20 protein-coding genes are annotated in these 18043 nt (G+C 59.7%); 6 read left to right on the plus strand and 14 right to left on the minus strand.

The features are described 5' to 3' along the window. Positions 1-95 precede the first annotated feature (95 nt). The 3 genes from ACO6VD_RS22845 to ACO6VD_RS22855 all read right to left on the minus strand — a co-directional run bounded on the left by ACO6VD_RS22845 (position 96) and on the right by ACO6VD_RS22855 (position 2564). Positions 96-824 (minus strand): fimbria/pilus chaperone family protein, encoded by a 729-nt coding sequence (locus ACO6VD_RS22845; RefSeq protein WP_422422271.1) that lies wholly within the window; start codon positions 822-824, stop codon positions 96-98. 421 nt (positions 825-1245) lie between these two features. Beyond that, complete coding sequence (locus ACO6VD_RS22850; RefSeq protein ID WP_422422272.1) at positions 1246-1878, minus strand: DUF1120 domain-containing protein; 633 nt, start codon at positions 1876-1878, stop codon at positions 1246-1248. A 56-nt stretch (positions 1879-1934) separates the two neighbouring features. Beyond that, entirely contained in the window at positions 1935-2564 is a 630-nt protein-coding gene (locus tag ACO6VD_RS22855) for a DUF1120 domain-containing protein (RefSeq protein WP_422422273.1), read from the minus strand. Between the two features lie 1444 nt (positions 2565-4008). Between ACO6VD_RS22855 and ACO6VD_RS22860 the strand changes: the two genes are divergently transcribed. Beyond that, complete coding sequence (locus ACO6VD_RS22860; RefSeq protein ID WP_038614623.1) at positions 4009-4188, plus strand: YebG family protein; 180 nt, start codon at positions 4009-4011, stop codon at positions 4186-4188. A 6-nt stretch (positions 4189-4194) separates the two neighbouring features. Here the strand turns inward: ACO6VD_RS22860 and ACO6VD_RS22865 are convergent, their stop codons facing one another. Further along, positions 4195-5214 carry a Leu/Phe/Val dehydrogenase gene (locus tag ACO6VD_RS22865; protein WP_400170952.1) on the minus strand — a complete coding sequence of 340 codons (1020 nt, stop codon included), beginning with the start codon at positions 5212-5214 and terminating at the stop codon, positions 4195-4197. Positions 5215-5339: 125 nt separating this feature from the next. On the opposite strand from ACO6VD_RS22865, the gene ACO6VD_RS22870 reads away from it, so the two are divergent. After that, on the plus strand, positions 5340-6146 hold the full coding sequence (locus tag ACO6VD_RS22870) for a SirB1 family protein (RefSeq protein ID WP_422422274.1): 807 nt from the start codon (positions 5340-5342) through the stop codon (positions 6144-6146). A gap of 9 nt (positions 6147-6155) precedes the next feature. Here the strand turns inward: ACO6VD_RS22870 and maiA are convergent, their stop codons facing one another. Genes maiA through hmgA form a run of 3 tightly spaced genes read right to left on the minus strand, consistent with a single transcriptional unit; the run spans position 6156 to position 9392 of the window. Further along, positions 6156-6782, minus strand: a complete 627-nt coding sequence (gene maiA, locus ACO6VD_RS22875) for a maleylacetoacetate isomerase (protein WP_422422275.1) — start codon at positions 6780-6782, stop codon at positions 6156-6158. Positions 6783-6794: 12 nt separating this feature from the next. Beyond that, positions 6795-8087 carry a fumarylacetoacetase gene (gene fahA / locus ACO6VD_RS22880; protein WP_422422276.1) on the minus strand — a complete coding sequence of 431 codons (1293 nt, stop codon included), beginning with the start codon at positions 8085-8087 and terminating at the stop codon, positions 6795-6797. 3 nt (positions 8088-8090) lie between these two features. Beyond that, a complete protein-coding gene (gene hmgA / locus ACO6VD_RS22885) occupies positions 8091-9392 on the minus strand; it encodes a homogentisate 1,2-dioxygenase (protein WP_422422277.1) in 1302 nt (433 codons plus the stop codon). A gap of 173 nt (positions 9393-9565) precedes the next feature. Here hmgA and ACO6VD_RS22890 point away from each other — a divergent pair, with 173 nt between their 5' ends. After that, complete coding sequence (locus ACO6VD_RS22890; protein WP_422422278.1) at positions 9566-10351, plus strand: IclR family transcriptional regulator; 786 nt, start codon at positions 9566-9568, stop codon at positions 10349-10351. A gap of 307 nt (positions 10352-10658) precedes the next feature. Here the strand turns inward: ACO6VD_RS22890 and ACO6VD_RS22895 are convergent, their stop codons facing one another. The 5 genes from ACO6VD_RS22895 to ACO6VD_RS22915 all read right to left on the minus strand — a co-directional run bounded on the left by ACO6VD_RS22895 (position 10659) and on the right by ACO6VD_RS22915 (position 14284). Continuing rightward, entirely contained in the window at positions 10659-11012 is a 354-nt protein-coding gene (locus ACO6VD_RS22895; protein ID WP_422422279.1) for a hypothetical protein, read from the minus strand. A 75-nt stretch (positions 11013-11087) separates the two neighbouring features. Further along, positions 11088-12002: an SDR family oxidoreductase gene (locus tag ACO6VD_RS22900; protein WP_422422280.1), complete on the minus strand. Its 915-nt coding sequence runs from the start codon at positions 12000-12002 to the stop codon at positions 11088-11090. A 129-nt stretch (positions 12003-12131) separates the two neighbouring features. Continuing rightward, on the minus strand, positions 12132-13037 hold the full coding sequence (locus tag ACO6VD_RS22905; RefSeq protein ID WP_422422281.1) for an alpha/beta fold hydrolase: 906 nt from the start codon (positions 13035-13037) through the stop codon (positions 12132-12134). A 184-nt stretch (positions 13038-13221) separates the two neighbouring features. Continuing rightward, on the minus strand, positions 13222-13908 hold the full coding sequence (locus ACO6VD_RS22910) for an LrgB family protein (RefSeq protein ID WP_422422282.1): 687 nt from the start codon (positions 13906-13908) through the stop codon (positions 13222-13224). Then, a complete protein-coding gene (locus ACO6VD_RS22915; protein ID WP_422422283.1) occupies positions 13898-14284 on the minus strand; it encodes a CidA/LrgA family protein in 387 nt (128 codons plus the stop codon). The genes ACO6VD_RS22910 and ACO6VD_RS22915 overlap by 11 nt, the downstream gene beginning before the upstream one ends. 97 nt (positions 14285-14381) lie before the next feature. On the opposite strand from ACO6VD_RS22915, the gene ACO6VD_RS22920 reads away from it, so the two are divergent. Then, complete coding sequence (locus tag ACO6VD_RS22920) at positions 14382-15269, plus strand: LysR substrate-binding domain-containing protein (RefSeq protein ID WP_422422284.1); 888 nt, start codon at positions 14382-14384, stop codon at positions 15267-15269. Here ACO6VD_RS22920 and ACO6VD_RS22925 read toward each other — a convergent pair whose 3' ends face one another. Beyond that, complete coding sequence (locus ACO6VD_RS22925; protein WP_422422285.1) at positions 15270-15725, minus strand: flavodoxin; 456 nt, start codon at positions 15723-15725, stop codon at positions 15270-15272. Positions 15726-15865: 140 nt separating this feature from the next. Here ACO6VD_RS22925 and ACO6VD_RS22930 point away from each other — a divergent pair, with 140 nt between their 5' ends. After that, on the plus strand, positions 15866-16324 hold the full coding sequence (locus ACO6VD_RS22930) for a PAS domain-containing protein (RefSeq protein ID WP_422422286.1): 459 nt from the start codon (positions 15866-15868) through the stop codon (positions 16322-16324). 71 nt (positions 16325-16395) lie between these two features. Then, complete coding sequence (locus ACO6VD_RS22935; RefSeq protein ID WP_422422287.1) at positions 16396-17013, plus strand: hypothetical protein; 618 nt, start codon at positions 16396-16398, stop codon at positions 17011-17013. Here the strand turns inward: ACO6VD_RS22935 and ACO6VD_RS22940 are convergent. Continuing rightward, positions 16998-17948, minus strand: a complete 951-nt coding sequence (locus ACO6VD_RS22940; protein ID WP_422422288.1) for a MerR family transcriptional regulator — start codon at positions 17946-17948, stop codon at positions 16998-17000. The genes ACO6VD_RS22935 and ACO6VD_RS22940 overlap by 16 nt on opposite strands. Positions 17949-18043: the final 95 nt, after the last annotated feature.

Raw genomic sequence — 18043 nt, forward strand, 5'->3', positions numbered from 1 at the left:
AAAAAAACCCCCATTCGCTAAGGCAGTTAAACTTAGGATATACCCTCGGAAATTTTATCCCCATATTCGTATTATCCGCGCAAGCACCCTGAAGTTCATTGTTCAACCTCATTCGGATAGAGCTGTGCGTCGTAGCTCTCAACGCTGAATCCATACGTGGTTGCCGGGGAAATACGAACAGTGTCTTGCGGAGCACCTGGCGTCTTACCTAGCGGGCGGGAAAGTCTTTCACCAGGTAGAACATACGTCTTCCCCAGATCTACAAGCAGGTCGGCGGGCTGAACTTTAACCTCAGCGGCCAAGCGAACCACATACGGTGAGTCATTGACTACCTGCAGGGCCCCATTCTTAAGCGACCACTTTAGACGTGTCCACGGAGCACGCTCAAGAGGAAGGTCAGTAGGACGAATAATAACGGGTAAGTTTTGGCGAAGGCTAATAGCAACTCGCGCCCCTCCAGTCTTTTCCCGCCTGCCAATCCCCTCGAAAATCACACGTTTCAAACGCTCTGTTTTCAATGGCTGCGGACTTTGCAATACAAAGCGCACCAATTGGCTACCGCCCGAATCGACACGTGCGACTGGAGGGGTCACGACCAGGAGCGCCTCTTTGTCCTCGGGAACATTCTCTAGGCTGGTGTAGAGCAGTGCCGGCTGATTGTCAGTGTTCTTTATGTTGATGCTGCCCTCACCCTTCCCTTCTTCAATAATAACCACTGAAGTTTCCGGAACCATTCCAGTAGCACTGGCAGCGTGAGGCAACCACGCAACCGACAGGGCGATAAATACGCCCAGGGAGTAATGGGTCGAATGTTTTACCTGCATTTTCACCCCTTAAAATCAAGTTTGCGGAATAATCGAAAATAGATACTGATGGATTAGTTGCATGACTCCATGGGGCGCACGCAACATGCTATACAAGCAACCCAAACGGCTCAGCGCCATCAATCTCCGTTGGCGTTCCGTGGAGAGGACCAGTCGAATCAATATAACGTTAACGTCTGCGTGTCACCGAATGAAATGTATTGAACAGCCGCTATCGCACAGGCATCGCCCGATACATATAGAGATCTCGCGGTAACCGGCTGAGTCTCCGTATTAGCAACTATTCAAGTTTGACTCGTGTCGTTGTTTTCAACGACCTAAAAATTGTTGGTACCAGCGCCACCAAATGTGCGGTGCACCGCCGGATGTCGCAGGCCCTGGTACACGCCGTGTTCGAGATGGCCGTTGCACGCCGACAAGTTCAGAGGTAGCGGAGCTCAAACGTCATGTTACCGTCTAGGTTGACGGCGGCATCTAGTGGTAGTTTACTGGGACTAACGATTACAGTGGTCAAATCGAAATGATATGACTGGACGCGGTAAGAACCAGGGGATTCTCCAGCCTTACTGCTTATACCATAGAGGGTATCGGTAAGGGTCCGGAGAAGATTATCTTGGCTTGCTCCCCAACTACCGCTTGGACCACGCACGGTCAATTGTTGGACCTCACCATCCCCCCATACTTGCGTGAACTTGAGCTTATAATAACCAATCGCCTTACCGTCTGGCGCTTCGCCGAGACCATTGGTGTACGAAGTGTTAGGTAGCTTCGAGGGGGTGCGGTTGTCGATGGGGAACAAAGCTACGCTGGTCGGCGCGCCGCAGGTCAGCGTCAACGTCAGCGACTTATCCGGAAGGGAATAGTTTCCCCCTGCGGCGGCGGCCAGCACGTCTGAGGCGCGAAGGGTACCGAAGTCAACAGTTGGACTGCTGAGCGAAGGCACACAGGCAGCCGGCATGATCGTACCGGAAATAGACAAAACTGCGCTATCCGCTGCCAGGGCATTCGCACTCGCTACCCCTAAGGCTGCGAGCAATAAAGTATACATGTTCATTAATCACCTCAACAGAACGAGGCTCTGCTTCGTGCGAGAGGAAAAACCAAGCCCCCTTAGAGGTAGACAACCTCGAATGTCACACTGCCATCCAGAGTAATATCGGAAGTGATGGGTAGTGAGTCGGCCGGTGCAATGGTGACGACCACCTGGAACTCGAATGTTTGGGCGGAGTAGGCGCCCGGCTCCGTGGCGCTCTCGGTGTCGGCAATGCCATAGATGCTGCTGGTGGTAATTTCTGCACCGCCGGATAGACTTGTCCAATTGGAGCCTTTATCGACGCTGCCGTGTAGATACCTGTCAGCACCATCGCCGGTGACCGACGTCCACAGAATGGCGTATTCACCGATTTTAATCTTGCCTGATGCTTCGTCCAAGCCATAGACCCCAGTTCCGCCAGTGATAGCCGTACCCGAACGGTTGTCGATGGTTTGAAAGGCAACTTTGGCGGGCCCATCGCAGCTCAGGATGAGCGTCACTAGTTTGCCGGACAAGTTGGTGGTGGTGGTCTTTTTCAGGCTCTCGACAGGAATTTTACCAAAGTCGAGGTTAGCTGTACTGAGCGTAGGAACGCAGGCAGCCGGTACAATTTCACCAGTAATGGTCAGTTCAACACTGTCAGCAGCCTGGGCCGCGGCAGCACCAAGAACCAGACAACCAACAAGAGTTACACGCGGAAATTTCATAGTTCATCCACCTCAGGCAACTCTGACATTAGAGAAGGGCCCTCACGCTGCGAGTTACCTATAACTAGCAGCCAGCAAACTCCACTTGTTGCAATGCGAGCAATTTGATGAGCTTGGTTAAGGTTCGCCTAAAGCTGATTGAGTGCACACAGGCGATGCCTGCTCTCCCTGTAGGCATTCCCTTCATTTTCGAGCTTTGTACGACTCACGCCCGGTCGGATCGCTTGTTTCAGCGCCTCTTGAAAGTGCACACCCCAATGGCGCTCAGTGATCAATGCGCAAGCTGCCGAACGTCTAGACTGCCCCCGGAAAGGTAGACATCCCCGGCCTATGCTTGGACTCTGCTCTCGCCTCTTGGTCCTGCGCTCACGGGCGAAATTGTGGGTTTGCTGATCAAATCGTGAACTTGGGTGGTAAGTGGCCGCTGATTACCGGACGGAATCTCTAAATTCCTATGAGGCTATTGAGCAGGTGTCGCACTCACGATACATGCGGTTGAGCAACTAAATCCGTTGTGTTCGGCGTTCGTGAAAGTTAAAAAACAATCCTGGCTGGAGCAAAAGCCGTTTAGCACTGTGGCATCCCGGACTCGGTGAAGTTGTCCACCAGACGGTAATCCACAGCTTGAGGAGATCCAACTCGTTACCTGGCCTACCTGCCAACGCCAGGTGTGCCCCGGCCGGTGACGTGCGGGGAGGAACCGGGCGCATGGCTCGCAACAGTTACGGGCCAGCAGGTCCTCTGGCCGGGATTCGGCTGTCGGGAGAATGCCCGTACATATATCCAAGAACATCTGCAAAAAATGTGTAGAAAACAGTTGCGCTTTACCTTTGGAAAAGCGATGAAAGGCCCGCAGATGTTTAAGTAGCGTGGCTAGAAATCTGTGCGGTAAAATTTGCAGTCTTGCTCAGAAATCACCAGGATATGGTTCCTGTGGCCATCCCTTATCAAACGCCACGAGCGGCTCTCCCCGCACCGCTCAGCAATTGGATCCCCGCCTGTTTGCCGGCGAAAGGTCCATTTGCATCATAAGATTCTGCCAAGAGTACAAATGTACTCATAGTTCAAATGAAGCTGACGATTACGCTCCCGGATTATGAACCAATTTGAGCACCAAACCAGTGAGCAGGCAGTCGATACGTCAACAGATAGCAGCCTAAGACAGTGGTGCCCTGGGTTAAGCCAATAGCGAGTCAAAACGTCAGTCTCGATCACAAGGCATATCCCCACCAGCTCAAGCCACTGATGACATCGCTAGCCTTGAAGCTTTTGCCTATAAGAGCTACCGAATCGACGACCTTGGTCTGGGTGAATCATCGTTTGCTACCGTGGCTTGCGTCGCAACAAGGCCACCGTATCCCGTCATCAGCTAGATAGCTGTACTGCTCAATTTATAGGCGGCAGGTATTGACAACCAATTGTCGGAAATCACGCAAAAAGCAAAATGCTCGAACTGGCCGAGCTACTCGCCGAGGTCCTGAAAAAAGCCGTACCGTCGCTCAGCGAACAACAAGTCGAGGATGCTGGCATCTATATGGCCAAGAACCGCGACGTGTTCGCCAAAGCGTTCAAGAGCCAGCCAGACGCGCTGTCCGAGTTGCTCGCCGACACGGCCGCCGAGTAACCCCCGTCAGCTGTAGATCAACTTTTCGGCAAGCATCTGCGCTACCCGCGCAGGTGAGCGCTTTTCTGCCTGGGCGTGGGCAAACACTTCGGTCAGCCGCGAGGGAATGCGCGCCAGGTGCGCGGTGATGGTATGCAGGTCCTCGCCACTGTGCTTGAGCGCCACGTAGATCAAGCCGCCGGCATTGATGACGTAGTCAGGCGCGTAGAGTATCCCGCGGTTCTCCAGTTGATCGGCCACCTGCAAGGTGGTCAGCTGATTGTTCGCCGCTCCCGCCACTGCGGCGCAGCGCAGTTGCATCACACTCTGGCCATTGAGCACCGGCCCGACGCCGCACGGCGCGAAGATGTCGCAGGGGGTGCTGATCAGCATCTCGTTGGCCACCGGACGCGCATTGAACTGCTCGATGGCCAGTTGCACCCTCCCCGGGTCATGATCGCTGACCAGCAGTTCAGCGCCAGCAGCATGCAGTTGCTCGGCCAGCGCATAGCCGACATTACCCAAGCCCTGCACCGCCACGCGCAAGCCCTCCAGGTTGTCGCTGCCAAGACGCGCCATGGACGTGGCGCGAATTCCGGCAAATACGCCCATGGCGGCATGCGGCGAGGGATCACCGGCTGCGGTGGTACTGGTGACATGCTGGGTGGTCTGGGCAATGCAGTCCATGTCGAGCGTCGAGGTGCCGCTGTCTACCGCGGTGATGAAGCGGCCTTGCAGGGTATCGACAAAACGGCCAAAGGCTTCGAACAACGCCGCACGGTTTTCGACGTGGGGATTGCGAATGATCACGGCCTTGCCGCCACCCAGCGGCAAGCCCGCCAGTGCAGCCTTGTAACTCATGCCCTGGGCCAGGCGTATGGCGTCAATCATGGCGCTGTCGTCGTCCGGGTAGGCCAGGTAACGACATCCGCCCATGGCCGGGCCCAGGTGTTCGCTGTGAATGGCGACCACGGCCTTCAGGCCGGTTGCCGGGTCGACGCACAGGTGCAGCGATTGCGTGCGGGTGCTTTGCATAAGCGCGAACATCAGCGGGCTCCTCAGTGAGGTGCTGATCCCAGTATAGGCTGCGCTTTGGCGCTTGATGACAACACCCGGACCACTGGACGAAAGGCTTTTGCAGCGCTACATAATAAGCTTGAGCGGAGATTTTCATGAGCCCACGCCAAGCCTGCCTCGCCTGCCTGGAACGTGATCCGGTTGCCTTGCTGGAGGCGGCGCTGTGGGTCGCCGCCGAACACGACAATAGCGTCCGGCCGCTGGAGATCATGGCCCAGGTCAAGGTACTGCAACAGGAGGTCAGCGCCGGTCTGCCCATGCTGCCGCTCAGCGAACTGGCCCAGCCTTTATTGCGCCGGCTCAGTGCCCTGGGATTCCAGCAGGACGAATACCACCCGTTGCGCCCGCAGGCGGCCCTGCTCGACAAAGTTCTGGAGCGGCGCCGCGGCCAGCCACTGACCCTGGCCCTGCTGACCCTGGAACTGGCGCAGGGCTTGTCCATTCCACTGGAAGGGGTGAACTTTCCCGGACATTTTCTCCTGCGCGTGCCCGGCGCCGACCACCTGCTCGACCCCTGCGGCGGGCGCAGGCTCTACCCTGCCGATTGCCGCGAACTGCTCGGCCGCCAGTTCGGCCCGCAACTGCAGCTCAACGCCGATCACCTGCTCGCCGCCAGCCCCAAGCAGATGCTCCAGCGCCTGTCGCGTAACCTGCGCCAGCTGCACTCAACCCATGACGATGATCTGGAGGCGCTCAAGGACGCAGAACGGGTGTTGCAGCTGGGCCCGGCCCTTGCCAGTGACTACATGGCGCGCGCCACCCTGTATCAACACCTGGAGTGCCCACAGGCCGAACGCTTCGACCTGGAGCACGCGTTACTACTCAGTGACGACCCGATCCAGCGTCTGCGCCTGACCGAACGCCTGGGCCAACTGCCACACGTGTCGCCGTCTGTGCACTGACCCGCCCCCTCAAGGCGTATCAGGCTGCCTGGCCGGATGAGCCTGGACAAAGGCCGAATGCTCCTCGGCCAACGCGGCAACGCGACGGATACGCGGGAAATCACCGAGGTCGATGTGGAATCGTTCGGCCGCATACAGTTGCGGGATCAGGTAGACATCGGCCAGTCCCGGCTCATCGCCGAAGCAGAAGCCGTCGTCACCGATCAACTGCTCAACCGCTGCCAGGCCCTGGCTGATCCAGTGCGCGATCCACTGGTTGACCTGCGCATCATCATGACCGAGCCCACGCAGCTGGTTGAGCACGCTGACGTTGTGCAACGGATGAATGTCGCAACCGATCAATGCCGCCACACCACGAACCTGCGCGCGCAGCACCCGGTCCTCCGGCAACAGCGAAGGTTGTGGATAAACCTCCTCGAGGTACTCGATGATCGCCGGAGACTGCACCAGCAGTTCACCGGAATCGATCCTCAAGGCCGGTACCCGGCCCTGAGGATTGAGCGCGAGGAAGTGTTCTTCACGCTGCTCGCCCTTGAGCAGATTGACCGGTACGTACTGGTACTCAAGCTGTTTGAGCGCCAGGGCAATCCTCACCCGGTAGGACGAGGTTGAACGGAAGTAGTTGAACAGTTCCATGGTCCTGTCCTCTCAATGCGCCGGCAGAATCTTGCCCCGGCACTCACCAAAGCCGATTGATGCCACGCCGTCAGCAACGCAACGGGCGCGCAAGATGATCTCGTCACCGTCTTCAAGGAACTTGCGCACTTCACCCGAAGCCAGTTGCACCGGCTCTTTACCGCCCTGAGTGATCTCCAGCAGGCTGCCGAACTGGCCAGGCTGGGCACCGGACAGCGTGCCTGAACCGAACAGATCACCCGGCTGCAACTGGCAACCGTTGACGCTGTGATGGGCAACCATCTGCGCCACGGTCCAGTACATGCTTAAAGTATTGCTCAAGGTCAGACGGTGGGCCGGCAGGCTTTGCTCGCGCATGCGCTCGGTCAGCAACAGCACTTCCAGTTCGATATCGAAGGCACCGCCCGCCTGGTCGCGCTTGTCCAGCAGGTACGACAGCGGCTGCGGGTCACCCTCGGGGCGCGTTGGCTGGGCGCAACGGAAAGGTTCCAGCGCCTCGGCGGTTACCACCCAAGGGGACACCGTCGAGATGAAGCTCTTTGACAGGAACGGGCCAAGCGGCTGGTATTCCCAGGCTTGGATGTCGCGTGCGGACCAGTCGTTGAGCAAGCAGAAACCGGCGATGTGCTCCGCCGCTTCGGCGACCGGAATCGACTCGCCCATCTCGTTACCCTGACCGATCCAGATGCCCAACTCCAATTCGTAGTCCAGGCGTGCACAAGGGCCGAAACTTGGCTCGCTGTGCCCGGCGGGCAGTGTTTGCCCCTTGGGCCGGCGGACATCAGTGCCGGACGGGCGAATGGTCGAGGCGCGACCGTGGTAGCCGATCGGTACGTACTTGTAGTTGGGCAACAGCGGGTTGTCGGGGCGGAACAGCTTGCCAACGTTCTTGGCGTGCTCGATGCCCACATAGAAATCGGTGTAGTCGCCGATCTGCGCCGGCAAATGCAGCTGGCACTCGCCGCTGGCAAGCAGCAGCGGCATGAGCGCAGCCTGATGCTCGCTGTGCTCGCCGAGCAATTCCAGCAGACGCTCGCGCAGTGCCACGCGAGCCACACGCCCCAGAGCGAAGAACGCGTTCAGGGCACCACCACGGGTGGCCTCGACAGCGACACGCGCCTGGCCGTCGAACAGACCGGCAGCCAGCACGCCTTCAAGATCGAGAATCGCATCGCCAATGGCTACGCCACAGCGTTTGCCCTGCCCTTTGTGCGTAAAGATCCCCAGCGGCAGGTTCTGCAGCGGAAAATCGCGATGCCCGTTGGCGTGTTCGACCCAACTACGGGCAATGGCGGACTGATTCATGGGTTATCTCCGATTCGGGGTGAAGGTGCTCGGCAACGAGGCCCAGCAACTATCGTAGTCGGCCTGCAGCTGCGGGCACTCAAGAGCATGACGGCTCGGACGCAGCACCTGGCTGGTCTCGAACATGAAGGCCATGGTGTTGTCGATCTTGTTGGGCGCCAATTCGACGGCGATGGCCTTGGCGCAGGTTTCTGCATCCGGGCCATGGGCGCTCATGCAACTGTGCAGGGACGCGCCACCGGGCAGGAAGCCTTCGGCCTTGGCATCGTATTCGCCCTTGATCAGGCCCATGAACTCGTTCATCAGGTTGCGGTGGAACCAGGGTGGACGGAAGGTGTTCTCGGCCACCATCCAGCGTGGCGGGAAGATCACGAAATCGAGGTTGGCCATGCCCGGCACGCTGGTCGGTGAGGTGAGCACGGTGAAAATCGACGGGTCCGGGTGATCGAAGCTGACCGTGCCGATGGTGTTGAAGCGGCGCAGGTCATATTTGTACGGCACGTTGTTGCCGTGCCAGGCGACCACATCCAGTGGCGAGTGGTTGAGCTCGCAGCCCCACAGTTCACCGAGGAATTTCTGCACCAGCTGCACCGGACCCTGATGCTCTTCATAGTGCGCCACCGGTGCGAGGAAGTCGCGCGGATTGGCCAGGCCGTTGCTGCCGATCGGACCCAGGTCCGGGATACGCAGCGGTGCGCCATGGTTCTCGGCGAGGTAGCCACGGGCCTGGCTGTCGAGCAGCTCAACGCGGAATTTCAAGCCACGCGGCACCACGGCGATTTCCAGCGGTTCGACCACCAGCACGCCCAGTTCGGTGACCAGGCGCAGACGACCCAGCTCAGGTACCAGCAGCAGTTCACCATCGGCGTTGAAGAACACGCGCTCCATCGAGCGGTTCGCGCAGTAGGTATAGATACTGATACCGGCAGGTTTCTCGCTCGCCGAATTGGCCGCCATGGCCACCCAGCCATCAATGAAATCGGTCGGTTCACTGGGGATTGCCTGCGGACTCCAGCGCAAGCGGTTGGGCGTCACCGTGCCCAGCGGACCACCGGCCAGCTGCCGCTCCAGGCGCTCGAAGCGCGGGTGCAGGGCCGACGGGCGGATGCGGTACAACCAGGTACGGCGCATCTCGCTGCGGGTCATGGTGAAGGCAGTGCCGGAGAACAGTTCGGCATACAGCCCGTACGGGGCTTTTTGCGGCGAGTTCTGTCCGACCGGCAGGGCGCCAGGCAGGGCTTCGCTAGCGAATTCGTTACCGAAACCGCTCAAGTAATCGAGGACGGGGGTGCTGTCGAGGTTCATCGAGCCTCCGGGCCCAGTGCAGGCCGGTTGATAGCAGTTGGCTGCATGCCGTTCCCGGTAGCAACACCTCTGCGTTATTTTTATCGTAATTACATTACGCATAACGTAATTTGATTGGTGAAGACCGTCAAGCTATAAAGACGCCCACCTGGACTACCCGGATCAAATGCACCATGGCCAAAGCCAGCTCCCCCGCCGATAACGCCGGCAAACAGAAGGTCCGCTCGGCTGAAGTCGGTACCGACATTCTCAAGGCCCTGGCGCAGCTGTCGCCCTCGACTTCGCTGTCGCGCCTGGCCGAGCATGTCGACATGCCCGCGAGCAAGGTCCACCGTTACTTGCAGGCATTGATTGCCAGCGGCTTTGCCGAACAGAATCCGGCCACCAACCACTATGGCCTGGGCCGTGAAGCCTTGCGCGTGGGGCTCGCTGCCCTGGGTGGAATGGACGTGCTGAAAGTCGCGGCCCTGCCGTTGTCGCAGCTACGCGACGCGCTCAACGAAAGCTGCTTCATTGCCGTGTGGGGTAACCAGGGAGCAACGGTGGTCAACATCGAGCCCGCCGTACGCGCCGTCACCGTCGTTACCCAGATCGGCTCGGTGCTGCCGCTGCTGAGCTCATCGACCGGGCTGGTATTCGGCGCTTACCTGCCGACGCGCGAGACCGTTGAACTGCGTGACCAGGAACTGACGGCCCTGGGTCACAGTGCCAGTGACTACGAGGCGCTGTTTGCCGACATCCGCCAGCGTGGCCTGCACCATGTCCACGGCTTGCTGATGCCTGGCGTCGATGCACTCTCGGCACCGGTGTTCAACGCATTTGGCCATATTGTCGCGGTGTTGACGGTGGTCGGCCCGACCTCGATCTTCCATGCCGACGAACAAGGCCCGGCCGCACAGCAACTGCTGGCAGCGGCGAAGATGATCAGCTGGCGCATGGGCTACGAAGCAGCCCCTTGAATTTGCTTACAAAGGCTCACACTCATTCACAACAACCTGCGCTAGTGTGAGCAGCGCTGCACTGTTGCCAGCAGTGCAACAGTGAATGTCACGATTAGCTATTTTTCCTTCCGGGTCAGCGGCTTATTCTGTTTGCAGCTGGACCGCGCCATCACAGGCAGCCGCTCTGGCCCGGGTATTTCAGGCGTGCACACTCCGCCTCCCGGCATCAGGTTCACCGACGTTGATTTTGAAGCTCCTTGATCTACGTCTTACTTGGCCGCTGCATTTGCAGCGGCCTTTTTTATGGCAGCAGTGTCTGGCCCCATCAATCATCAGCATCATCGTCAAAGTGAAACCGATGCAACAGCCGATGAGCGACAGGCGCCAGAATCAACCCGATGCTGGCCACAAATACCAACCCCACATACAAGCCATAACCGGCAAAAAACAGCTTGCCGCCAATGGTCTCAGGCAAGATCACCGGCCCTACACCACCCAGCAGCAAGGTGGCGTTGAAGATCGCGTCATGCAAAGGAATATGGGGCTCGAAGTACAGGTGCCCCAGCACGCCGAAGAGGATCGAGGCAATCAGCAGCAAGCAGGCTGCAATGCCGTGGCGCAGCAAACGAAAACGGAACTGACGGGAGGTAATGACCGCCTCGTTCTTGGACTCGTACATCCGGTGTACTCCTGTCTCGATCATGGCCGCCCAGCATAGGCATGAGCATCCGGCGACCACAACCTCGGGCAGTCCTCAGCGCTGCGCGAACTGCTGCAGATTGACCATCATCTGCTGCAACGCCTCCAGGCTGTCACGCGGGTGTACGGCATCGGTAAAGTCGCCAATCGCCTGCCAGTTGGCCGCGACATCGTCAGGACTGAACCCCTGATGCGGGTTGAATCCCACACCCAGGCTACGCTCCCAACGTACTTTGCCGACCCAACCGCCGCCCACTTCATAGAGGCCACCGCTGTCCTGACACTGCTCGCTGCCCAGGTACACCACCAACGGGCTGACCAGTTCCGGCTTGAGCTGCTCGAAGACCTGCGGCGGAATCAAGCCTTCGGTCATGCGCGTGCCGCCGGTAGGCGCAATGGCATTGACCAGGATGTTGTGCTTGCGCCCTTCGATGGCCAAGGTTCGGGTCAGCCCATAAAGGCCGAGTTTGGCCGCACCATAGTTGGCCTGGCCGAAGTTGCCGTAGATACCCGAGGTCGAGGCGGTGAAAATCACCCGTCCCCAGTTCTGCTCGCGCAGATGCGGCCAGGCGGCACGGGTGACCTTGTAGGCGCCTTCGACATGCACTTGGTAGACCTGCTCCCAGTCGCTGTCTTCCATCTTGTGGAAGGTCTTGTCGCGCAGGATGCCGGCGTTGTTGATCAGCACATCGACGCGGCCAAAGGCATCCAGTGCCTGCTCGACAATCCGATGACCATCGGCCACCGAGTCATGGCTGGCTACCGCAGTACCGCCCGCATCACGAATCTCTGCCACCACCCGATCCGCCGCCGAGGCGCTGGCGCCTTCACCATGGGTCGAGCCACCCAGGTCGTTGACCACCACCCGCGCACCATGGCGGGCAAACAACAAGGCATGAGCACGGCCCAGGCCTCCGCCCGCTCCGGTCACAATCACCACTTTATCGTCCAGGCGCACAGAATCGCTCATGCTCAACACTCCAGGGAAATCAGCAAGGAATGCCCGAGTGTCGGCCAGCACCGGCCAGCGCACAATCAAGCGGGCACAGGGTGAATGGCAGGCGATAAGGTCAAACGATGATGCAAGGGACCTGGCCCCTCAGGACCAGGCCACTTTCTGTGGAAACTCCGCCAATGGCTGTTCGCGAAAAGCCAGATAGTGGCGCAACACCTGTGCCGGTGCTTCGGTGTGAGGGTAATGTCCTATGCCTTGTAGCAGTACGGTATCGGGATTGGGCACCAGCTCCACATAACGCTCAAGCATGTGGGCGCCAGACACCGGATCAACCGCCCCATTGATAAAGCGCAACGGCACGCCCTCTTTCTGCAGGGCAGCGACCCAGCGCTCGCGATGCACCGAGCGTTCCGGCACATAGGCGACCAGCTTGTGCAGGATCCGCGTGCCGTGGTTGGAGGCAATTAGGCTCCAGCAGTCATCCAGCGCACTTTCGCTGGGATGCGTGCAAGGGCCATAGACCTGGGTGACGTTGCGCACCAGGTCGTCGCGACCGAACGAGCGCGCCACCAGCCAGCCCAGACGACTGAGCAACAACTTCTGGATCAGCAGCGAACGATGCCGCTCAGGGAACAGCCCGCCGTTGAGAAACACGCAACTGGCGATGTTCGCCCGCCCTTCGTGGTGCCGCGCCAGCAGCTCCTGGGAGACGCTGTCGCCATAGTCATGGGCGAGCAGGTGAACCGGCTGGTCAACCCGAAGGTGTTCGAGTAGCGCCTGTTGCAGATCGGCTTGCTCGATCAGGCTGTAATGGTGATGCACAGGCTTGGAGGAGTCACCAAAGCCGAGCATGTCACAGGCAATCACCCGGAATCGCTGGGCCAGCGGCGCCCACAGGTAGTGCCAATCCCAGCTCGCAGTGGGGAATCCGTGGATGAGTAGCAGAGGCTCTCCTTGCCCTGCCGTCCAGTATCGAATGGTCTGGCCGCGGAACGAAAAATCCAGGCCCCGGGTACGCCAGACGCACAATGGAATCTCGGCCAAAGGCATCAGCGTAGTCCCGGTAAATGGAAGCATGTCGTGTTGAGCAAGGCATTAGTCGCGATCATTGCAATCACCCTCGGCACATTCGTGTGCTCTGTGAAGCAGTCTAATCAGCTCACAGTCAAAGGTAAGTTGCATTGGCAGCCAGCTTATTGACTCTGTGAGTCAGGCCGCAAATTAGCGTGCTGTGTCACACCATCAACATCAGCAGCGGTGCCGCAAACAGGTTGAGCAGGCCGGTCAGGACCATCACCAGGCCCGCAACAGAGCCCTCCTCCCCGCCCACTTCATGGGCGCGGCTGACCCCGGCGCCATGCGCCCCGACGCCAAACAGGGCACCGCGGGCCAATGGCGTGCGCAACGGCAGCAGTTTGAGCAGTACCCCGCCGAACATGGCCCCCAGCACCCCGGTAAACATCACGAACACGGCGGTCAGCTCCGGTACGCCGCCCAGATCCCGCGCCAGCGGCATGGCAAACGGCGTGGTGATCGAGCGCGGCAACAGTGACAGACTCACCGCACTGTCCAGCGACAACAGATGCGCCAGGCCCCAGGAACTGGAGATCGATGCGGCACTGCCCACCAGCATGCCCAGGGTCAATGCCGGCCAGTGCCGGGCCAGCAGGGCGCGCTGCTGCCAGATCGGCACCGCGAAGGCCACCGTCACCGGCCCCAACACCGACATCAGCCAATGGGTGTCACGCGAATATTCTGCATACGCGGTGTTCAGCGGTACGGCGACGGCCAGCAGCAGTACCGGCACCAGGATCAGCGGCGACAACAGGTAGCGACCGGTGCGCCGGTACAACCAGCGGCTGCCCAGATAGGCCAACAGGGTCAGGGCCAGCCAGAACAGCGGCATGGGTTCAAACGTCATGGCGCATCCTCCAGCGGCACACCCACTCCACCGTCACCGCTGTCAGCACCATTACCGTCAGGGTACTGACGCCGATCACCAGCAGGATCCGCCAGCCTTCATCACGCAGCAGACTGCCGTAGTCGAGCAGGCTCATCAGGGCGGGAATAAAGAACAGCAGCATTTCCGCCATCAACAGACCGGCGCCCAGTTGCAATGCCGCCGGTTTCAACCAGCCGAGGGCGAACGCCAGCAACAACAGCGCCAGGCCCATGACGCCGGCGGGAATCGGCCAGCCCAGCCAGGCCGCCAGTTGACCGCCGACAAGATAAAGCACAAGGAATACCGCCAGCTCGGTGAGCAGGCGCAGGAAGCGTTTGATCGATGCGGGTTTCATCGTGGGGGACCTCTTCAAGGCTTTATTCTAGAAGCCCCTTCACCACGCTAAAAACGAATTGTTAGACTGGACGCCATTCCATAATGGAATTCTGGCCATGGAATTCAAACAGCTGCGCAGTTTCATTGAAGTGATTCACCGTGGCGGCTTCACACAGGCCTCACAGACCCTGAACATCAGCCAGTCGGCCGTAAGCAAACAGGTGGCCCAGCTCGAACAGGGCCTGGGGGTTCCACTGCTCGAGCGCCAGGGCTCGCAGTTGCACCTGACGGCAGCGGGCAGGATTGTCCTGGAGCGCGGCGAAGCCATGCTGCGCTTGCGCCAGGAGCTGCAGAACGAACTCGATGACCTGAGCCAGCTGGCCCGCGGCGAACTGCGCCTGGGCCTGCCGTTACTGGGCAGCGACGCGCTGTTTGCCCAGCTGTTCGCCGAGTACCGTCGGCGCTATCCGAACATCACCATTCATTTGCTTGAAGGCGGTAGCCGCAGTGTCGAACAGGCGGTACTGAGCGGCGAACTGGAGCTAGGCGGCAGCCTGACGCCGAATGACCCGGCGTTCGCCTATCAGCCGTTCTGCAATGAAGCACTCGATGCCTTGCTGCCCATTGATCATCCCCTGGCCGGCGCCGGTCAGGTCAGCCTTGCGCAGCTGGCGGACACTCCGTTTCTGCTCTATCAGCGCAGCTTCGTACTCAATGACCGTCTTCTCAGTGCCTGCCAGCAGTTGGGCTTTACCCCCAGGGAAGGCGGACGCAGCGGCCAGGCGGACTTTCTCGCCGCCCTGGTCGCCGCAGGCCAGGGTGTTGTGCTGCTGCCCCGCGTGGTCGCCCGGGGCCTGGAACGCCCCGGGGTGGTACGCCTGACCCTGAGCGAACCGACCGACCTGCGCTGGGACATCGCCTTTATCTGGCGCCAGGGCGCTTACCTGTCGCGGGCCGCCCAGGCCTGGCTGCAATTGCTCCGTGAGCAACCGCCGGCAGAGTGATCAGCCGCGCAGCTTGCCGATCAGCTCGGCCAGCCACGGCTCGGCGTCGGTTTCCGGGGTGACGGTTTCACTGGCATCCAGGCGCAGCATCGGCTGCACCTCGTTGATGCCCAGTTCGGCAAACAACTCGCGCATCTGCTCACCGCCACCACAGAAGGTATCGCCGTAGCTGGAGTCACCCAGGCCGATCACGGCACCGGGCAGACCGCGCCAGGCACCAGGCAGCACGTCGCGGATTTCACTGAACAGCGGAATCAGATTATCGGGCAGTTCGCCCATGCCGGTGGTCGAGGTCACCGCCAGGAAGGCTTCAGGGGCAAAGCCCTGAACGTCCTGCAAGGTGGCACGGTGAGCGTGCCAGGCCTCGAGTCCTGCGGCCTTGAGCAGCGATTCGGCGTGCCGGGCGACTTCTTCGGCGGTACCGTAGACCGAACCGGAAAGGATGACGACTTTCATAGTGGGTTCCGTAACTGAGTAAAAACGTAGGATACTAACATTCGACACTGGCAAAAGGCCTCATTCTCCACGTGTGAGCCCCGGACCAATACTCTAGAATCTGCCATCGTGCCCGACCCACAACCTTGCGGACCTCGTCGATGATCAACGCCAAACTGCTGCAACGCATGATTGATGCCTCCAACGACGGCATCGTGGTCGCCGAACAGGAAGGTGACGACGATACCATCCTGCTCTATGTGAACCCGGCGTTCGAGCGCCTGACCGGCTATGACGCCAACGAGATTCTCTATCGCGACTGCCGCTTCCTGCAGAATGACGACCGTGACCAAGCCCCGCGCGCGCTGATCCGTGAAGCGATCAAGAGCGGCCAGCCGAGCCGGGAAATCCTGCGTAACTACCGCAAGGATGGCACGGCGTTCTGGAACGAGCTGTCGATTACTCCGGTGCTCAACGAAGCCGACAAACGCAAGTACTTCATCGGTATCCAGAAGGATGTCAGCCGTCAGGTCGAGGCCGAACAGCGAGTGCTCGAGCTGGAACGTGAACTGGCCCAGGCACGGGCACGCATTGCCGAACTGGAAGGCGACGAACGGTAAAAACAAAATCACCGTTTGGCTGTCCATCACGGTGAAGAAATGCATCCACGACTGACACTTCGAGTTCGACCATGCAAGCAGATGCCCTCCTGACTCAGGACGAGTTGGACTTCATCAGGACCATGCAGCACGCGTCCCAGCCATCTTCGGCTGAGTCAATGTCGCGCCTGATGGTCAATGGCGGCAGCGAGATCAAACACCTGCTGACCCGGCTGATTGCCCAGGAACAGGTGACCTTGCAGGCGCAGTTCGACAACCATCAGATGACCTTTCCCCTGCATCTTGTCGAAGACGAATTTCATTCCCTGCAGCTGCAACTGGGTGCACCGCATATCTATGAAGAAGGCCCGATGGTTCGCCCATGGCGCCTGACCCTGGATTCGCCGGTGGCGCTGGAAGACGAACTGGGCCTGAGCACCGGCCTGTGGGTAAGGGAAATTTCGTTCAAGGGTGTGTTGGTGGAGTTCCGTGACCAGCCCAAGCCGCCGAGCACCTTCGACCTCTGGTTCGCTCCCGACAACTGCGCCCCGATCGCCTTGCACGGCATCTTGCAGCGACGCACCGGCCAGCGCCTGGCCGCTTACAACCTCTGTGACAGCAAGCCCTCGGAAATCGAACGGCTACGCGAGTACATCCTCCAGGCCCACCGCCAGGCCCACCCGGAGTTACACCCTCAACTGTCCAGGTGACCGGCCAGGTATTGCTGCAAGCGCCGCCGCATCAAGCGCCCTTCACTACCCAGGCACGCCACCTGCGAACCGATCAGGCTGTCCTGAGCCATATCCGCAGCCTCCCCGGCCAGCAGCAACGGGCACTCCAGCGCCAGCGCCAGACGCGCCAGACGCTTGGGCAAGTCCTGCGCCGGTGGGTGGTTGGAGAACAGCACCAACGCCTGGGGCATCAGCCGCTCACAGACCAGGCTCAGCTCTTCCACAGGTTGCCCAAGCCCCAACACCGTCACGCTGATTTCACTGGTGCTGAGCAACAAGGCGGTCACCAGCAATTCCAGCTCCCGGCAATGCCCGGGAATTGCCGCCAGCACCACCCTGACTTCTTGCTGGTCGGCGGACAGTTGCAAGCGCTGTAACACCCGTCCACGCAGGAAACCATCGAGAAACAGCCACTCACTGAGGTGGCCGAAGGCGTCCTGGGTACAACGCAACTCCTGCCAGACCGGCAGGAAAATATCCTGGAATGCCACAACCACCGGATAGCTGCTGAATACCTGGCCGTAGACCTGCTCCAGGCGTCGCTCATCGAAGGCCCTGACAACTTGACGCAGCTGCAACTGCCATTGCTTGTAGTCGTCCTGGGAAACCTGGCTGCGCAGCGGTTCGGTTTGCGGTTTGAGACTCTGGCTGCGGGCGAGAATCTTGCCGACCTTGCTGACTGCCACGCCACGCTCGATCCAGCCAAGGATGTTGCGGACTTCGTCGATATCAGCCTGGGAATAGAGTCGATGCCCACTTTCGGTGCGCGTGGGCTGAATAAGCCCATAACGGCGCTCCCATGCGCGCAAGGTGACCGGGTTGATACCTGTCAGACGAGAGACTTCGCGAATGGGGAACAGCTCCTCGTGATCGAGGTTGCCAGAGTTCAACGAAGGCTGGGCAGGTTCGAGCATTACCGGAAAACCACGATTCTTGGGGAATGAAGCACATTCTACTCTGGGCACTACGAGGGCGACCATTGGCATTTCTGTCAGTTGCCAAGCGCTCG

Source organism: Pseudomonas sp. GZD-222 (assembly GCF_049310525.1).
Taxonomy (GTDB): Bacteria; Pseudomonadota; Gammaproteobacteria; order Pseudomonadales; family Pseudomonadaceae; genus Aquipseudomonas.